The organism is Paenibacillus albidus, assembly GCF_014644435.1.
GTDB classification, from domain to species: domain Bacteria; phylum Bacillota; class Bacilli; order Paenibacillales; family Paenibacillaceae; genus Paenibacillus_AQ; species Paenibacillus_AQ albidus.
On the sequence record NZ_BMKR01000006.1, the window covers coordinates 209,096 to 224,240 of the forward strand.

The 15,145-nt window shown below is 50.7% G+C and carries 15 protein-coding genes; 3 read left to right on the top strand and 12 right to left on the bottom strand.

What is annotated here, in order from left to right; translation table 11 throughout:
* Both IEY53_RS09255 and IEY53_RS09260 read right to left on the bottom strand, forming a co-directional pair.
* Positions 1 to 690: a response regulator transcription factor gene (locus IEY53_RS09255; protein ID WP_189024156.1), complete on the bottom strand. Its 690-nt coding sequence runs from the start codon at positions 688 to 690 to the stop codon at positions 1 to 3.
* 127 nt (positions 691 to 817) lie between these two features.
* Complete coding sequence (locus tag IEY53_RS09260; RefSeq protein ID WP_189024158.1) at positions 818 to 2,464, bottom strand: S1C family serine protease; 1,647 nt, start codon at positions 2,462 to 2,464, stop codon at positions 818 to 820.
* 204 nt (positions 2,465 to 2,668) lie between these two features.
* Between IEY53_RS09260 and IEY53_RS09265 the strand changes: the two genes are divergently transcribed.
* From IEY53_RS09265 to IEY53_RS09275, 3 genes are read left to right on the top strand one after another with little or no spacing between them, the layout of a single operon-like run.
* Positions 2,669 to 3,148 (top strand): sigma-70 family RNA polymerase sigma factor, encoded by a 480-nt coding sequence (locus tag IEY53_RS09265; RefSeq protein ID WP_189024160.1) that lies wholly within the window; start codon positions 2,669 to 2,671, stop codon positions 3,146 to 3,148.
* A 1-nt stretch (position 3,149) separates the two neighbouring features.
* Positions 3,150 to 4,193 (top strand): anti-sigma factor, encoded by a 1,044-nt coding sequence (locus tag IEY53_RS09270; protein WP_189024162.1) that lies wholly within the window; start codon positions 3,150 to 3,152, stop codon positions 4,191 to 4,193.
* Positions 4,175 to 4,474, top strand: coding sequence for a hypothetical protein (locus tag IEY53_RS09275; protein WP_189024164.1), 300 nt, complete (start codon positions 4,175 to 4,177; stop codon positions 4,472 to 4,474). Before IEY53_RS09270 ends, IEY53_RS09275 begins: the two co-directional genes overlap by 19 nt.
* A 6-nt stretch (positions 4,475 to 4,480) precedes the next feature.
* Here the strand turns inward: IEY53_RS09275 and IEY53_RS09280 are convergent, their stop codons facing one another.
* The 10 genes from IEY53_RS09280 to IEY53_RS09320 all read right to left on the bottom strand — a co-directional run bounded on the left by IEY53_RS09280 (position 4,481) and on the right by IEY53_RS09320 (position 14,891).
* Positions 4,481 to 5,128 (bottom strand): response regulator, encoded by a 648-nt coding sequence (locus IEY53_RS09280; protein ID WP_189024166.1) that lies wholly within the window; start codon positions 5,126 to 5,128, stop codon positions 4,481 to 4,483.
* A 1-nt stretch (position 5,129) separates the two neighbouring features.
* Positions 5,130 to 6,212 carry a sensor histidine kinase gene (locus tag IEY53_RS09285; RefSeq protein WP_189024168.1) on the bottom strand — a complete coding sequence of 361 codons (1,083 nt, stop codon included), beginning with the start codon at positions 6,210 to 6,212 and terminating at the stop codon, positions 5,130 to 5,132.
* Between the two features lies 1 nt (position 6,213).
* Positions 6,214 to 7,266: a cell wall-active antibiotics response protein LiaF gene (liaF, locus tag IEY53_RS09290; RefSeq protein ID WP_189024170.1), complete on the bottom strand. Its 1,053-nt coding sequence runs from the start codon at positions 7,264 to 7,266 to the stop codon at positions 6,214 to 6,216.
* A gap of 139 nt (positions 7,267 to 7,405) precedes the next feature.
* On the bottom strand, positions 7,406 to 9,388 hold the full coding sequence (locus IEY53_RS09295) for a methyl-accepting chemotaxis protein (protein WP_189024171.1): 1,983 nt from the start codon (positions 9,386 to 9,388) through the stop codon (positions 7,406 to 7,408).
* Positions 9,389 to 9,640: 252 nt separating this feature from the next.
* On the bottom strand, positions 9,641 to 9,775 hold the full coding sequence (locus tag IEY53_RS35715; protein ID WP_268240762.1) for a hypothetical protein: 135 nt from the start codon (positions 9,773 to 9,775) through the stop codon (positions 9,641 to 9,643).
* 176 nt (positions 9,776 to 9,951) lie between these two features.
* Complete coding sequence (locus IEY53_RS09300) at positions 9,952 to 10,617, bottom strand: 3D domain-containing protein (protein ID WP_189024173.1); 666 nt, start codon at positions 10,615 to 10,617, stop codon at positions 9,952 to 9,954.
* 138 nt (positions 10,618 to 10,755) lie between these two features.
* Entirely contained in the window at positions 10,756 to 12,696 is a 1,941-nt protein-coding gene (gene thrS / locus IEY53_RS09305) for a threonine--tRNA ligase (protein WP_189024175.1), read from the bottom strand.
* 466 nt (positions 12,697 to 13,162) lie between these two features.
* A complete protein-coding gene (locus tag IEY53_RS09310) occupies positions 13,163 to 13,333 on the bottom strand; it encodes a type II toxin-antitoxin system antitoxin (protein WP_189024177.1) in 171 nt (56 codons plus the stop codon).
* A gap of 17 nt (positions 13,334 to 13,350) precedes the next feature.
* Positions 13,351 to 14,193, bottom strand: coding sequence for an SPFH domain-containing protein (locus IEY53_RS09315; RefSeq protein WP_189024179.1), 843 nt, complete (start codon positions 14,191 to 14,193; stop codon positions 13,351 to 13,353).
* Between the two features lie 227 nt (positions 14,194 to 14,420).
* Positions 14,421 to 14,891 (bottom strand): hypothetical protein, encoded by a 471-nt coding sequence (locus IEY53_RS09320; protein WP_189024181.1) that lies wholly within the window; start codon positions 14,889 to 14,891, stop codon positions 14,421 to 14,423.
* Between the last annotated feature and the right edge of the window lie 254 nt (positions 14,892 to 15,145).

Genomic DNA, 15,145 nt, shown 5'->3' on the forward strand with positions numbered 1-15,145 from the left:
TTAATTGTCACCTCTTAGAATGTAACCGGCTCCCCGGATCGTCTGAATCAATCGTTTGCCGCCATGCTCCTCTGTCTTCTGGCGCAGCATGGCGATATACACCTCAAGTACATTGGATTCACCGCTGTAGTCATAACCCCATATTTTATCCATAATCAAATCACGGGACAACACACGTTTCGGGTTCTGCATAAAAAGATGCAGCAGTTCAAATTCCTTAGCCGTCAGCTCCAGCCGCTTGCCGCCGCGGGTCACTTCGCGCGAATCCACATCCAGCGTGATATCCTCATAGGCAACCGCATGGTCTCCGCCGCCTCCCTGCTCACTTTTGCGCCGCAGGAGAGCACGGACCCGTGCCAGCAGCTCCTCCAGTGCAAATGGCTTGACTAAATAGTCATCAGCCCCCAGATCCAGGCCTTTCACACGATGCTCAATTTCATCCTTGGCAGTAAGCATAAGGACAGGCACAGTGCTGCCACCTTCGCGCAATCGCCGGCAGACTTCAAATCCATCCACCTGCGGCATCATCACATCAAGGATAACCACGTCGGGATCACTGGCAATAACCGCCCGCAGCCCTTCCGCTCCATTGACCGCCGTCTTCACATCATAGCCTTCAAAAGCAAGGCCCCGGCGCAGCATGGAAATAATTTTTTCATCATCATCAATAATCAGAATTGTCGGTCTCATCAAAGCAGCCCCCATTGTTCGTTTCATGTTTATTTATATTGTACCAATGAATGAAGCCATTGGCATCCTGGTCAAGAAGAAACGGAAGGGGCAGCCCCTTCCGTTTCTCACTTCAACATCTTGGTATTTACTGCTGCTGTGTTTGTGTAGTGTCAAAGTCATTTTTGTTCCCGATCGTGACCGGAAGGTCCAGAGTCTTGCCGTCACGGATCACATTCAAGGTTGCTTTGTCGCCTACCTTCAAGGATTGGATAAACGTAATCAGATCCTGGCTTGTCGCATATTTCGTGCCATTGATCCCCGTAATGATGTCATACGGACGAAGGTCGGCGGTATACGCAGGGGATTTGTAGATAATCTCTGCCACTACAGAGCCTTCTTTGATGTCCGTACCCATTTGTTTGGCGACCTCATCGGTAATCGTCATGAGCGTGGCACCGATAAAAGGAACCGGTTCTTTAGGAATGGCCTGATTGGCTTCCAGCTTATCCACAACCTCTTTAATGGTGTTGACTGCAATCGCAAAACCAATTCCTTGTGACTCCGTGCTAACGGCAACGTTCATGCCAATCACCTGGCCGTTCATATTAAGCAACGGTCCACCGGAGTTGCCGGGGTTGATGGAAGCATCGGTCTGCAGCAGATTCTTGTAGTTACGCGAGCCGCTGCCGTCTTCCTCATTGATATCAATGCTGCGTCCTTTGGCGCTTAGCACTCCGGTGGTCACCGTATGATCGAACCCTTGCGGGTTCCCGATAGCCACCACAGCAGAGCCTACCTTCAACGTATCCGAATCGCCTAGAGACACTACTGGGAAATCGCCGCTGCCTTCAATCTTCAGCACAGCCAGATCCAAATCCTTGCTTGCGCCCAGCAGTTTGGCCTCATAAGGTTTGGTGGTGCCGTCTATCGTAACCTGAATGACATCGGCACCGTTAATCACGTGCTGATTCGTCAGAATGTAGCCTGATTTGTCATAAATAAATCCTGTGCCGATCCCATAAGGCACCAGTTGGCTTGAAGATCCTGAACCGGATTGGGTATCGGGCTCGGTCTGCTGGGAGCCGCCGCCTCCGAACTGGTCACCGAAGAAAAATTGTGAGAACGGGTCTGTTGAACGAGAGTTTGTGCCGCGTGAGCTCGCATTCACCAGGGTATCAATCTTCACCACAGCCGGCCCTACGTTGTCCACCACACTGGATACATCACCGGATCCGGTGACTAGAGAGGTAGTGGTGGTGGTAGGAAGCGATCCTGCACTCTCATTGGTTACTTTAGCCGTTGCACTGGAAGCAACCGGTGCCGGCTCATCTCCGGTAAACCAGTTGCCCCGGTCAGCCATGAACATAGAACCCGACAGAACCACCATCCCGGCCAAAAAGGAGATCAGCACGGTCTTCAGAGAGCTTTTTGGCTTGCTTTTATACTGCCAGCCGCCGCTTCCGCCCTCTCCTCCGTTTCCGCCATTGCCGCGGCCTCCGCCGCCGTTTCCGTCATATCCCGGTGCGCGGAGTGAAGTGTTGCTGTAAGGAATAGGCTGTACAGGCTGAGGAGGGGTTACTTCTACGCGTTCCGGCTCCCGCCGGTTATAATGCTCCACGCCTTCTGCATTTAATTCGTCTTTATTTACAGATTTAAAAGGTCCATAAGAATAGTAGTATGATGAGCCTGATTCGGAAGACTGGTTAGATGTGCTGCGTTCCTGATTGTTGTCCCATTCCCGATCCGGTGCCGGTTGATCATTGCGGCTATAGCCGTTCTTGTTATCGTCCATGTTTCTTTCCTCCCGCACCCTGCCTGTCTGACAAGGAGTAAATTTGTTTTCTTGTTACTTATTTTGTACTTTAAACCTTAAGGTCACATTAAAAACAATTTAAGCGGAGATAAAAGATAGCGGAAGAACAGCGTTTTGGGTCAAACCGCGGGAAAAATGCAACTATTTCATGAAGCTGCACGTGGTTTCAGTGAGAGGGGGACAATGAAACTGGATACTTTGTACCAAGATCATGTAAGCGACCTGTACCGGTATTTATTCTCCCTTACAAACGACCACTACTTGGCGGAAGATCTGGTGCAGGAAACTTTTTACCGGGCCTATCTGTATTTGGAGAACAATGAACTGGAGAATGTGAAGCCCTGGCTGTTCAAAGTAGGGTACCGGGTCTTCATTGACCACTGGCGTAAAGGAAAACGGGTGGATCTCGGGGAGCCGCATCCGAAACCTGACGAGCAGACGCCGGAGAAAACATGGCTGGAGCAGGAAGGGCTGAACCGGATACTGGGGTTAATCCGCACGCTTCCCCCCAATGAAGCCCATGCTCTGTTGCTATGCGATTTCCACCAGCTCAAGCTGCACGAGACCGCCGACATTCTAAATCTGAATCTGAATACTTTAAAGAGCCATCTGGCCCGGGGACGTAAAAAAATGAGACTGCTGCTGCAAAAGGAGGAGCGTTAACATGAACAAGAAGGAAGGGGACCCACCCGTCCCGGATAAGGGGCAGGCTTATGAAGATGCGCTTCAGGGAGCTCTCGCCGACTATCAATCTCTAAACGGTCTAAGTGCCCAGCGGGAGCGGCAGATTGTTAAGACAGCCAAATTCCGCTCCAAGGGAAGCACCATTCTCATTACGCTGGCGATTCTATTGTTAATTATGCCCGTGCTCACTTTGGGTTCATACCTTTATTATGCCGGCAAAGCCAATCATATGCTGGATCTTACGGCAAAAGCCGTCTATGTTACCGAGCCGAATCAGAGAATAGACTCCCGGGCCGTCCGGGAACAGATTGGCTTGTTCTCAATGGATGCAAAATTTACTACGCTGAAAAGAGTAGGAAAAGAAGATCTTCGCAGCACCTCGTATCTTGTCCATTTTTCATTGGACCGGGTGACCGCGCTTGAGCGCAATCCCCTGCTTGAGGCGGCCGTGCCGGAGATTCTGACCTCGGATAATAACTATTTTATCCTGCCTCAGGGCCAGATGACTTTTGATCAGGGCACAGAACTTGAAGTGCTGCAAGGGCTGCCCGCACAGACGGTGGCGGAAGTCTATGTTTCGCTGAAAAAAGCCTATACGCAGCAAGAAATTGAAGAGGCACTGCCTGCAGATACAGACCCCATCTGGTTTGCTGTGGATACCGGCGACCCGGCTCAGATGCTGGATTCACAAGGTCTGTTCACACCGCCGCTGGGTTATCCGGCCCAGACCGACAAGGATTATTGGTCACCCTTCTTTTCCGTCCCGGGGGAAGCGGAGAGTAATCAGGATAAATTTCTGACCATTGTGCAGCAGTTGGCAGAGAATGAAGCGTTGGCTACGGCAGTTTCGAGGGGCAAATCACTGTCCCTCCCGGATAGAGCAGCTTATCTGCAATCCCATGCGGTCAAAATTTACGGTCTGGTCATCACCGGACCGGTCAACGAACTGCAAAAGCTGGAACAACATCCAATGGTTCGCGCCATGAAAGTGAGGGATACCCGATTATGGAACTGGCATTCTTAAAAAACAAAGCAGGCAAACTGCTGGCCTTCTTTGCCCTGCTGTCCATGCTGTGCGGCCTGCTTGCATTGGCCCTCATAAATGCGGCGCTGCTCTCCCGCAGCACACAGCTCCTGTTGCCTACCCCTTTGGTAGCTGCCGAAGTTCTGTTTGGCTTGACCGGTCTGGCAGCGCCAAGAACCCACCGGGCATTTGCCTGGTGGGGACTCGGGATAGCCTTATTTATAGTCTTGTTCAACTTCGTATTGTTCGGCTTGGCCTGGATGATCAATCCCCGGCCTTAAGCGGGGTCAAGCCCAGCCCTTGCGGTGGGCATAGATCGCGAGCTGGGTGCGGTCATCCAGCTCGCATTTCATCAGGAGGTTGCTGACATGTGTCTTCACCGTCTTGATGCTGATATGCAGCTCTTCACCAATATCCTTGTTGGTTTTGCCTTCGGCAATCAGCAGCAGCACTTCTTTTTCACGTTCAGTCAGCCCCGAGGAATCGCCCTGAACCGTACGCTGGCGGATTCCGCGGGTCAAGGCCTGCGACACATCGCCGGTCATCACCGGCATGCCGCGGTAAGCGCCTTGCAGCGCATAGATCAGCTCCTCGGCCGACACAGTCTTGAGCACATAGCTGACCGCCCCCGCTTCGATGGCATCGACTACGAGATCATCCTCCAAAAAGCTGGTCAGAATGACGATTTTGAGGCCCGGAAATTCGGATAACACGGCCCGTGTTGTCTCTGCGCCGTTCATCACCGGCATCATCAAATCCATCAGCACGAGGTCGGGCAGACCTTCCGTTCCCCAGGCGCGCAGCATATCCAGCGCTTCCTGTCCGTTCGCCGCTTCGCCCATCACCTCAAAGGTCGGCTCCAGCATCAAATAAGTCTTCAGCCCCATCCGCACCATGTCATGATCATCCACAAGCAGCACTCTTATTGTGCTCATGTTATTCCTCCCCTTCCACGGTATCCAATCCATGCCGGCCGGCATGCAACTCCCCAAGACTCTCCTTGCCTTGAACAAACTTAGGGATATGTACGCGAATCGTCGTCCCCGCACCCTTGCGGCTGATAATTTCCACCTGCCCGCCCAGCTTCTCCGCCCGTTCCCGCATGGTGGTCAGTCCGTATGAGCCTTGCTTGTGCTGAATATGTTCAAACCCCTGTCCATCATCACTGATGCTGAGCACCACCTGCCTTGGCGTCTCCCGCAGCGACAAGCTGACCAGACGCGCACCTGCGTGCTTCACAATGTTCGCCATAGCTTCCTGTATAATCAGGAACAACTGGTGTTCAATCGCCTCGGACAGCTCGCCTTGCAGCTCAAGTTCTTTCATGCCTTTGAGGCCATTCTGGCGGCAATAGTCGGGGAACCATTTTTCGAGCGCTTCAAACAGATTCCGCCCTTCCAGCTCCACCGGACGCAGCTGTGCAATCAATGCCCTCATCTGCTTCTGGGCCATTTGGGACATCGTAATCAGCTGGTTCATAACCGTCTGTCCTTGCGCTTCATTGCGTTCCAGCACTTTAGGCAGCGAAGAGGCGGACATATGAATTGCGAACAACTGCTGGCTCACCGTATCATGCAAATCCCGGGCCATTCGTCTCCGCTCTTCAAGCACCGCGCTCTCCGCCGCCTTTTCCTTCTCTATAACTTCCTGCTCACCCAAACGCTGCAGCAGCTTCATTTTGTTCTCCACGCTGTCCATCATAATGTTGAATTCGTGATACACGGTTGCAAATGACTGGTCATCACTCTCCGGCATCCGTACGGACAGATTGCCCTTGGCCACCTGCAGCATGTTCAGGTCCAGATGATCGAGCCGGCGCTGGATGCGCTGTCCCGCGATGTAACCGATAATCACAGTAAACAATACGATACCGAGGCAGAGATACAGCCACATCCGGGAATCTACCACATCAATATAGCCCAGACAGCTTCCGGCGTACATCAGTCCCGCGGTCACACCCCCGCTAAGCAGGAAATAAATCAGCAGCACCCATTTGGTATTCTTAAAGATGGTCCCCATTTTAACCTACCGTTTTAACTTTGATGTCACCGATAAAGGCACTGACGTTGATGCGTACTTTTTTGCCGGTTTCCTTGTAGTAAGGCGTCTTGCATTGAACACTGCTCATAAAGCCGCTGCGCGACTGATCCAGGACCTCCATGTCCCCGATAAAAGAACTGCTGTTGACCGAGATCCCAAGGTCCATATCATCCGGAATATAGACCTTAATGTCGCCGATGAAAGCGGAAATATTGATTTTGGTCTCACCATAGGCAATTTGCGCATTGGTCAGGTCAAGCACCGTATCGCCGATAAATTGCGAAATATTGGTGTTTTTTAATTGAAAATGCTCACGGCCCATATGGACATCCCCGATAAAAGCAGACCGGTTCGTCGAATCCTTGCAGCTGCCCGCCCCATCATAATCCTTGCCCCACTCACCATGTGAGTGGGTATGCCGGGCATGGCGCTCCTGACGTCTGCGCTCATGCCGTTCCTGCTTCTCCTGCCACCGCGTCTGCGCCGCAGATTGGAAACGTTCCTGTTCTTCAGGCACATCTTTGGTGAGGCGTTCAGTCCAATCGCTCTCCTGTGATGAAGGCTTGCCGAATTTCTGCTCGAATTGTTCGTCCAAGGTAGACTCCAGCGGCTTCGGCGGAGGTGTATCCAGCGGGTCCACTTTCGGCGGGAAGCCGCCCGGAGGAGCCGGAGGCGGAGGTGGCGTGTTGCCGGAACGCGGCTTAAAAATCACATACAGCCCGCCGCCGATTAGCATGACCGGAATAAACATTTTGAAAAAATCCCCGGCTGACAGATCGAACCAATCCAAGTTGCGTCCCAGGTAGAATACTCCGAGGGCCATTAGGAAAAGCCCCCAGAAAGCCGAAGAGCCTTTGTTCTCCGGAGTCAGCAGGTTCTGCATACCGAAAAAGATCAGCACAACCGGCCAGAAGTTGGAAACCAGATATCCCACGCTAAACTCGGCGTACCCAAGCTGTCTCAACAGGAACATAGCTCCGATCCCGATCAGGATCAGTCCGCCTAGAATTTGGCTTGTAAATCGTCTTTTCATACTTCATTTCCCCTTGTAAATTAGTCATATCCTCTTCTTAGCCTTATGACTTCATTTTACAGAATAGAAAAGGCGGGAAACAGCGGCGGGAGAAGGAAATACTTCTCATCCTCCAGACCGAGTTAAATGGGATATTCTACTATTTTTTCTCATGGTCATAAATTTTGAAGCGTAATACCAGTTGCTGCAGCTGCTCGGCCATATTGCTGAGCCCAGCCGCAGAGGAGGCAATCTCCTCACTGGAAGCCAGCTGCTGCTGGGTTGCAGCCGAGACCGAATCCGTAATTTCCGCTGAATGGGCGGAGATGGAACGGATTTCTTCCATATGCGCCGACACAACACCTGCCGCCTCCGTCATTTCCTGCGCGGTTCCGGCCAGGGTTTCCAGTGCAGAAGAGGAATAGCCCAGCTTCTCTGTTATTTCGGCAAATGAACGGCCCGACCCGTTCACGGCTTCTATCCCGTCGGTCACTTTTGCTTTGGCCGCCTTCATCTCGGTTTCTACTTCTTCAATATGAAGCCGGACCGCCCGAATTAATTCACTGATCTGGTTCGCCGATTGCTCGGAGTTGGACGCGAGCTTGCGAACTTCCTCGGCAACCACGGCAAAACCCCGCCCATGCTCTCCGGCACGTGCCGCTTCAATCGAAGCGTTAAGCGCCAGCAGATTGGTCTGGCGGGAAATCCCGGCGATGACTTCAACAATGCTGTCAATTTCAAGAGAACGCTCACCCAGCTTGACTACTGTAGAATCGAGTCGCTCTACCGTCTCCTGTACACTGTAGATTTGCCGGGTTGCATATTCCGCCGCTTCATTGCCCGCTTGGGCGGATGCCGAGGTTTCCAGCATGCCGGTGGACATTTCCTGCATCCGGCCCGACAAGTTGCGGATTTCGCCGGAAATCTGCTCCATACTCTCCGACCCCTGCTGCACTCGGCCAGCCTGCTGCTCACTGCCTGTAGCCAGCTCCTGCACCGATTCACTCACATGCTCAATGGCTTTGCTGGTCTCTTCCGAGCCGGAAGCCAATTCCTCGGCCGACGCGGATACCATTTCAGTCGACTCCTGCACGCCCATAATCATTGCTCTGAGATTATCGACCATGTTCTGGAAGCTGCGCGCCACATTGCCGATCTCGTCGTGTTTGCGGGTATCCACATTGATCGTAAGATCGCCTTTGCTGATGGCAGCCGCCGATTCCTGGAGTCTGCGCAGAGGACCTGTAATGGAATTAACAATCACCTGGCTGAGAACAAGCATTACTGCCAGAATTATGGCTACGGTCACATATATCTTAGTCTGAATCTGATCTGCACCCTCGCGGATTTCACTGAGGTACAAGGACCCTCCAATCTTCCAGCCGGTCAGTTCGTTGGTGACAAAGAGCATTTTCTTGTCTCTGCCGTCCAGCTGATAATCAAAGCTGCCCGTTTCCTTGGCGAACATCGGCACGGCATAGCTGCTGTCTCCTTCTTCAGAAGGTTTCAGGTCCGGGTGCACCACCACTTTTTTATAGTCATCCAGCACGACGACATAACCTTCTTTTCCTATATGTATGTCAGTCAATGTTCTTAACGCATCCAGACTGAGTGATATTCCAAGCGCACCAGAGCCATCCTCCAGGGTTTTGGCTATGACAATAGCAGCATTCCCTGAAGTATTAATAATGACCGGAGTAATACTGATCTTGCCGGGCGTTGCCATCGCCAGCTTGTACCAATCGCGTTCCCGCGGGTCATATTGGGTGTCGTCCTTCGCTTTGCCGCGGATCATTAACCCATCAGGTGTACCTATGTATATGTCGTTTACGTCCGTATGCATACTCAAATATTGCTCCAGCTGCGGGACAATCTGCGGGCTTCTCGGCCCGTTAATCATGGTGGATTTGAACAGCTTGGTCAGAAAATCCGCATCATTCATTTTGGATTGGATCTGGTTGCTGACGATGGAATTCACCGTCTCCACACTCTGTTCCGTGCTGCTGAGCATTTGCTGCTCCATCCCGCTGCGTGAGCTGTCGGTGGCAATCACACCCATCGTAAGTGACGGCACCAGCAGGATCAGGATAAAAGACAACATCAGTTTGATCCTAACGGTAAATCTGAACTTTTTTTTCTTCATAAGTATATCCCCAGCTCCCTGTCTATATATCTGTTCCTGTCAGGGTTATGCTTACCCTAAACCCTATATCGGCAGTATACGACAGAAACCACTGGTTTTTTCCGGGATATGCTTTTTATTAAGTACAATAGTCCTAAGCGATGCGCATTTATCCTGTTAGACCGGAAGCAAAAAGACTGTCCCCGCAGCGTATATGCTGCTACGGGGACAGTCCGTGGGTTTAACTATTCCTTTGCAGGCTTACAGCAGACCTTATTGTTGCGGTTTTTGTACCGGTTTGGCAGTTTGCTTAGTTGCGCCATCATTTTCTACAGCGAACTCAGCATTGTATTTTTCATTCGGTGTCTTATAGTTTTCTTGAACCTTTGGTTTTTTGGAATTAGCCATGGTGGTATTCACCTCCCTTTTTTCTCCCCTCCAGCCTAAAAGCCAGGCTGGTAACGAGAAGGTCTGGGCAGAGGTTAGCGCTTTGCCCCAGTCGATATTATGGGACACGCAGGCCACTATTATGCATCCGGTGATGTAATAAGCTCTACATCCCGGATACCCTCAAATTCCAATCGCTAAATGATTTCTTCAAGCAATGACTGTGGAACGGAACGGTAGGCCTCTATGCCCTGGCTGAGGTTCCTCAACATCGCTTCGGTACATTTCCCGTTGCCGCGTTTGATTAGCTGGACTACCACCGTTTTTTTGCCCCACTCTTTATACACCTGTTTTGTGGTGTTGAAATAGAGATCAATCTTACGCCCTTTGATCGCTGAACCGGTGTCGGCGACTACAGCATAACCGTAGCCCGGAACGTACAGAATACTGCCGAGCGGCAGTACTTTCGGGTCTGCCGCAATGGTCGAAATAGTATTTTTGTCCCGCCGTACCTTTACGCCTGAGTAGGTAATGCCGTATTCCGGATGTTTGGTGGTCTTGCCGGTGGATTCATACCCCGCCGTGTAGCCCGTAGCCATAACCTTCAGCGAAGTGATAATCTGTTCCGGGGCGGGTGCCGCTACCGGAACAGAGGCCGGCGGCTTGCCGGAAGTTTGCTTCTTCCTGGCTGTTTCTGCCGCATGGGCTGATACCTGCTTATATGCTAAATGTACCATTCCGCCTGAACTGCTTGCTTCCGCTGAACTCTGCTTCGTATCCTGATGAAGACCGGCTGCCGTCAGCAGCAGAACGATGGTAATAAAGAGACACCAAAACCTCTGAAACAAACCCATTTTATACATTAGATCAACCTCCCCCTTACTCACGAAGGTTGCCCAATTCATAAAATTTTATACATGAAGATAATTGTGCAAATCTTCACGGGGTTGATCTCAGAGGTTATAGTAAAAGCTTTGGTGTTGCTAATAATCAGGTATTTCTTAGGAAATTACGCGGTCCGCTATCTCCTGAGCCAGGAGCTCCATGACCTCTTGCAGCGGTTTCGCACCGATATCGCCTTCGCCGCGCTTGCGGATCGAGACAGTGCCGGCTGTCTGCTCGTTCTCACCTACGATGAACATGTAAGGCAGCTTCTCCAGTTGGGCTTCACGAATCTTATAGCCCAGCTTCTCATTGCGCAGGTCAGCATCCGCATGGATCCCGCGGCGGCGCAATTTGTCGGTAACTTCCTTCGCATAATCGTCAAAAGCAGTCGAGACCGGAATCACCTTGACCTGCTGCGGGGACAGCCACAGTGGCAGCGAACCGGCAAAGTTCTCCAGCAGGAACGCAACAAAACGTTCCATGGTGCCCAGAATTCCGCGGTGCAGAACGACCGGACGGTGTTTCTGTCCGTCATCGCCGACATATTCCAGCTCAAACCGTTCAGGCAGGAGGAAGTCGATTTGTACGGTGGATAAAGTCTCTTCCTTGCCCAGAACAGTCTTGATTTGAACGTCAAGCTTCGGTCCGTAGAATGCTGCTTCGCCTTCCGCTTCATAGAACGGCAGACCGGCTTCCTCTACAACCTCGCGCAGCATCCGCTGGGCAGTCTCCCACATTTCATCATTGGCATAATATTTCTCTGTATCGGCCGGATCGCGGTAAGAGAGGCGGAAACGGTAATCATTGATCCCAAAGTCGCTGTAGACCTGTTTGATCAGCTCGATCACACGGATGAACTCGCCTTTGATTTGATCCAGACGGCAGAAGATATGGGAATCGTTTAAGGTCATCGAACGGACACGATGCAGGCCGGTCAAAGCGCCAGACATCTCATAGCGGTGCTGAATGCCAAGCTCGGCAATCCGGATCGGCAGGTCGCGGTAGCTATGCATGGAACTCTTATAGATCATCATGTGATGCGGACAGTTCATGGGGCGAAGCACAAATTCCTCGTCATCAATGGTCATTTTCGGGAACATATCCTCCTGATAATGCTCCCAGTGTCCGGACGTCTTGTACAGCTCTACGTTGCCCAATACCGGAGTGTATACATGCTGGTAGCCCAGGCTTGCTTCAAGATCGACAATATAACGCTCCAGGATGCTGCGCAGCTTCGCACCCTTGGGCAGCCAGATCGGAAGCCCCTGGCCTACCAGCTGATTAAAGGTAAAGATCTCAAGCTCTTTGCCAAGCTTGCGGTGATCGCGTTTCTTCGCTTCTTCCAGCAGGCGGAGATGCTCATCCAGCTGGGCTTTTTTGATCCAGGCTGTACCGTAGATGCGCTGCAGCATCTTGTTCTTGCTGTCCCCGCGCCAGTACGCTCCGGCCACGCTCATTAATTTAAAGACTTTGATCTTCGCGGTCGAAGGCAGATGCGGTCCCCGGCACAGGTCAAAAAATTCACCTTGCTCATACATGGTGATGATGCTCTCTTCAGGCAAAGCTTCGATCAGTTCCACCTTATATGGATCACCCAGCTCGCCAAAGATATCCAGGGCTTCCTTGCGGCTGACTTCTTTACGGACAATCGGCAAATTCTCGGAAACGATACGCTCCATTTCCTTCTCGATCTTCAGCAGATCCTCCGGATTCAACGGGTGCGGCAGATCCATATCATAATAGAAGCCGTCTTCGATAACCGGACCTACGCCCAGCTTCACCTCTTTGGCTCCGTAAAGGCGTTTGACGGCCTGCGCCATCAGGTGGGCGGTGCTGTGACGCATTACTTCCAGGCCCTCCGGGGAATCGAGGGTAACGATTTCAATCAGTGCCCCTTCTTCCAGCGGTGTGGATAAATCCACCACGATTCCGTTCATTTTGCCTGCGGCGGCGTTCTTGCGGAGTCCGCTGCTGATCGAGGCGGCTACATCATCTATACTGCTGCCCTCTGCGTATTCCCGGACGGAGCCGTCCGGAAGCTTGATATTTACTGCCATTGTTATTTCCTCCTCCTAAGTTAAGGCCTGCGCGGCCGGCTTCATACGGCTGAATGGAATGCAATATGCGCACACAAAAAACACCCGTCCCACAAAGGGACGGGTGATTGCACCCGTGGTTCCACCCAAATTCGATTCCGGCAAACGGAATCCTTCATAAGCATGGGAATAACGGCCATGACCCGGCGGTTCTTACTGCCCTGACTTAAGCTCTCCCTGCCGGAAGGCTTAGCAAGAGGTTCATAACCGCAGCTACAAAGGGGTAAATCGAAGCTGGATGCCGGAGGAAATTACAGCCTTACGTTTCCCCTCTCTGAACGGCCCGGGCGAACGATCCATTTCTTTGTCAACGCTGTTAACATTAATTACGAGTAATTATAAATCGCGGTATCCTGTCCGTCAAGTCGGAAAGCATCTACAGGGGTATCTGTGCATAGAGAGAGTGTTCCAGACACACACAGAGAATTTAATCTTCCCGTTGTTTCCTTTGGGGCAAGCGGCCTGCGCGTTTCAAAGATTCACGCAGCAGGTACTCGATATGCCCGTTTACGCTGCGAAACTCTTCTCCCGCCCAGCGTTCCAACGCTTCGTGCAGGTCGGGATCGATCCGCAGCGCAAAGCTTTTTTTGGCCGCCATGATTGCTCATAACCTCCTTAGTACAACGAACCGGCATTAATAACCGGACTCGCTCCTCGTTCCGATACAATCGCTACCATCAGGTTGTTAATCATCGCTGCCTTGCGTTCCTCGTCAAGCTCAACCACTCCGCTCTCTCTGAGCTGTCTGATAGCCATGTCGACCATGCCTACCGCACCTTCCACAATAATCTGACGGGCGGAGAGGATCGCCGAAGCCTGCTGGCGCTGCAGCATCGTGCTGGCAATTTCTGTTGCGTAAGCCAAATGAGTCAGGCGGGCTTCAATGACTTCCACACCGGATAACGATAGACGGGCTTGAAGCTCAGAGGCAAGCTCCTTGGCGATTTCATCGGCATTCGCCCGCAGTGACATGCCGGAGATATCGAAATTGTCATACGGGTATTTGCTGGCCACATGGCGCAGTGCCGTTTCACTCTGAATCTCCACAAACGCCATGTATTTGTCTACATCGAACAACGCTTTTGCCGAATTGATTACCTTAAATACAATAACAGCGGCAATTTCAATCGGATTGCCTTCGACATCATTAACCTTCAACGTAGCACTGTTGAAATTGCGTACCCGCAGCGAGACCGTCTTGCGGATGCTGAACGGAATCACCGCCCACATGCCGCTAACTTTGATCGTTCCTACATATTGCCCGAAAAAAGTGACCACCACCGACTTGTTCGGCTGCACAATGGTGATGCAGGTACACAGTATTCCCGCCACAACGAACAGGACAATCGGCACTGCAATATACATCTGGATCGCACCATACACTCCTCCACCCAGGCAAATGGCCAGTAAGGCAATCACCCAGAATCCGCTAACCGGACGAAGCGTTTTTTCTTTCATAAATTTACCTCCAATAAGATATGTATTTGATATAATTATGATATCACTTTTGGATATTGTTGTAAACCACAAAAAACCAGGTTCGCCGGGAACCTGGTGGTTGAGCAAGTAAGAATTACTTGAGTTATCAAAATAGTTATGTTCCACGATAGTGCTCCGCTTGTCAAGTTGATCTTGCCGATAATTTTACTCAGCGTTGAATTCTTGTGACCAAGCAACCTTCCTTTCTAATAAGCCGTTTCGTATATGATTTCACTATTGTCATTGTAAAAAATAATTTTCATCTGAGGCGTAGGGTTCCAAATTCTATAATCTTTAATAACAAGAAATTTTTCACCTTTGTATTCATATTCACGATTTCTTTGATCAATCACTACTGAGTACGTTTTTGCGTTTCTTAAGATATTAGTATTGCGTATTATTAAACCAACAGATCCCTTCTCTAGACCACCTATTAAAATCTTATCTTGCTCTAAACTATTGGAAGCGTGGTACCCTGATGAACCTTTATAAACAAATATTCTAGGCTCACTAAATATATAATATACCGAGTCGCTTAACTTCTGTATCGATACATGCTTCAAATCCTGACTCTCGATAAATGCAGTTAATTCCTTTTCCGTAATTGAGTTATTATAACAACTTGTTAAGAGGAGTAAGAAAAGTATTAAAGCTAATGATCGTACGTGCAGTTTCATAATATCCTCCAAAGTTTCTAGTATAGGACTGAACTGAAATAAGCACTCCTGCACACATTATCAACATCACGTCGCGAAGCACAGCAGACCATCTGGATTTTGCAACTGTGAAGCACGTTAAAAATAAGCTCTCACAAGCCTCTTCCAAAATGTACTTCATTGATATTCAACCTATTTATTTAATGGTGCGTCAACACATTCGAAGTTCACTTCTATCTTTTTCCAAAATGGTACCATTCACACCACATTTCATC

Bases quoted from the DNA above. Each gene is read 5' to 3' on its own strand.
- IEY53_RS09255 (WP_189024156.1), bottom strand. From the start codon at position 690: ATGAGACCGACAATTCTGATTATTGATGATGATGAAAAAATTATTTCC.
- IEY53_RS09260 (WP_189024158.1), bottom strand. From the start codon at position 2,464: ATGGACGATAACAAGAACGGCTATAGCCGCAATGATCAACCGGCACCG.
- IEY53_RS09265 (WP_189024160.1), top strand. From the start codon at position 2,669: ATGAAACTGGATACTTTGTACCAAGATCATGTAAGCGACCTGTACCGG.
- IEY53_RS09270 (WP_189024162.1), top strand. From the start codon at position 3,150: ATGAACAAGAAGGAAGGGGACCCACCCGTCCCGGATAAGGGGCAGGCT.
- IEY53_RS09275 (WP_189024164.1), top strand. From the start codon at position 4,175: ATGGAACTGGCATTCTTAAAAAACAAAGCAGGCAAACTGCTGGCCTTC.
- IEY53_RS09280 (WP_189024166.1), bottom strand. From the start codon at position 5,128: ATGAGCACAATAAGAGTGCTGCTTGTGGATGATCATGACATGGTGCGG.
- IEY53_RS09285 (WP_189024168.1), bottom strand. From the start codon at position 6,212: ATGGGGACCATCTTTAAGAATACCAAATGGGTGCTGCTGATTTATTTC.
- liaF (WP_189024170.1), bottom strand. From the start codon at position 7,266: ATGAAAAGACGATTTACAAGCCAAATTCTAGGCGGACTGATCCTGATC.
- IEY53_RS09295 (WP_189024171.1), bottom strand. From the start codon at position 9,388: ATGAAGAAAAAAAAGTTCAGATTTACCGTTAGGATCAAACTGATGTTG.
- IEY53_RS35715 (WP_268240762.1), bottom strand. From the start codon at position 9,775: ATGGCTAATTCCAAAAAACCAAAGGTTCAAGAAAACTATAAGACACCG.
- IEY53_RS09300 (WP_189024173.1), bottom strand. From the start codon at position 10,617: ATGTATAAAATGGGTTTGTTTCAGAGGTTTTGGTGTCTCTTTATTACC.
- thrS (WP_189024175.1), bottom strand. From the start codon at position 12,696: ATGGCAGTAAATATCAAGCTTCCGGACGGCTCCGTCCGGGAATACGCA.
- IEY53_RS09310 (WP_189024177.1), bottom strand. From the start codon at position 13,333: ATGGCGGCCAAAAAAAGCTTTGCGCTGCGGATCGATCCCGACCTGCAC.
- IEY53_RS09315 (WP_189024179.1), bottom strand. From the start codon at position 14,193: ATGAAAGAAAAAACGCTTCGTCCGGTTAGCGGATTCTGGGTGATTGCC.
- IEY53_RS09320 (WP_189024181.1), bottom strand. From the start codon at position 14,891: ATGAAACTGCACGTACGATCATTAGCTTTAATACTTTTCTTACTCCTC.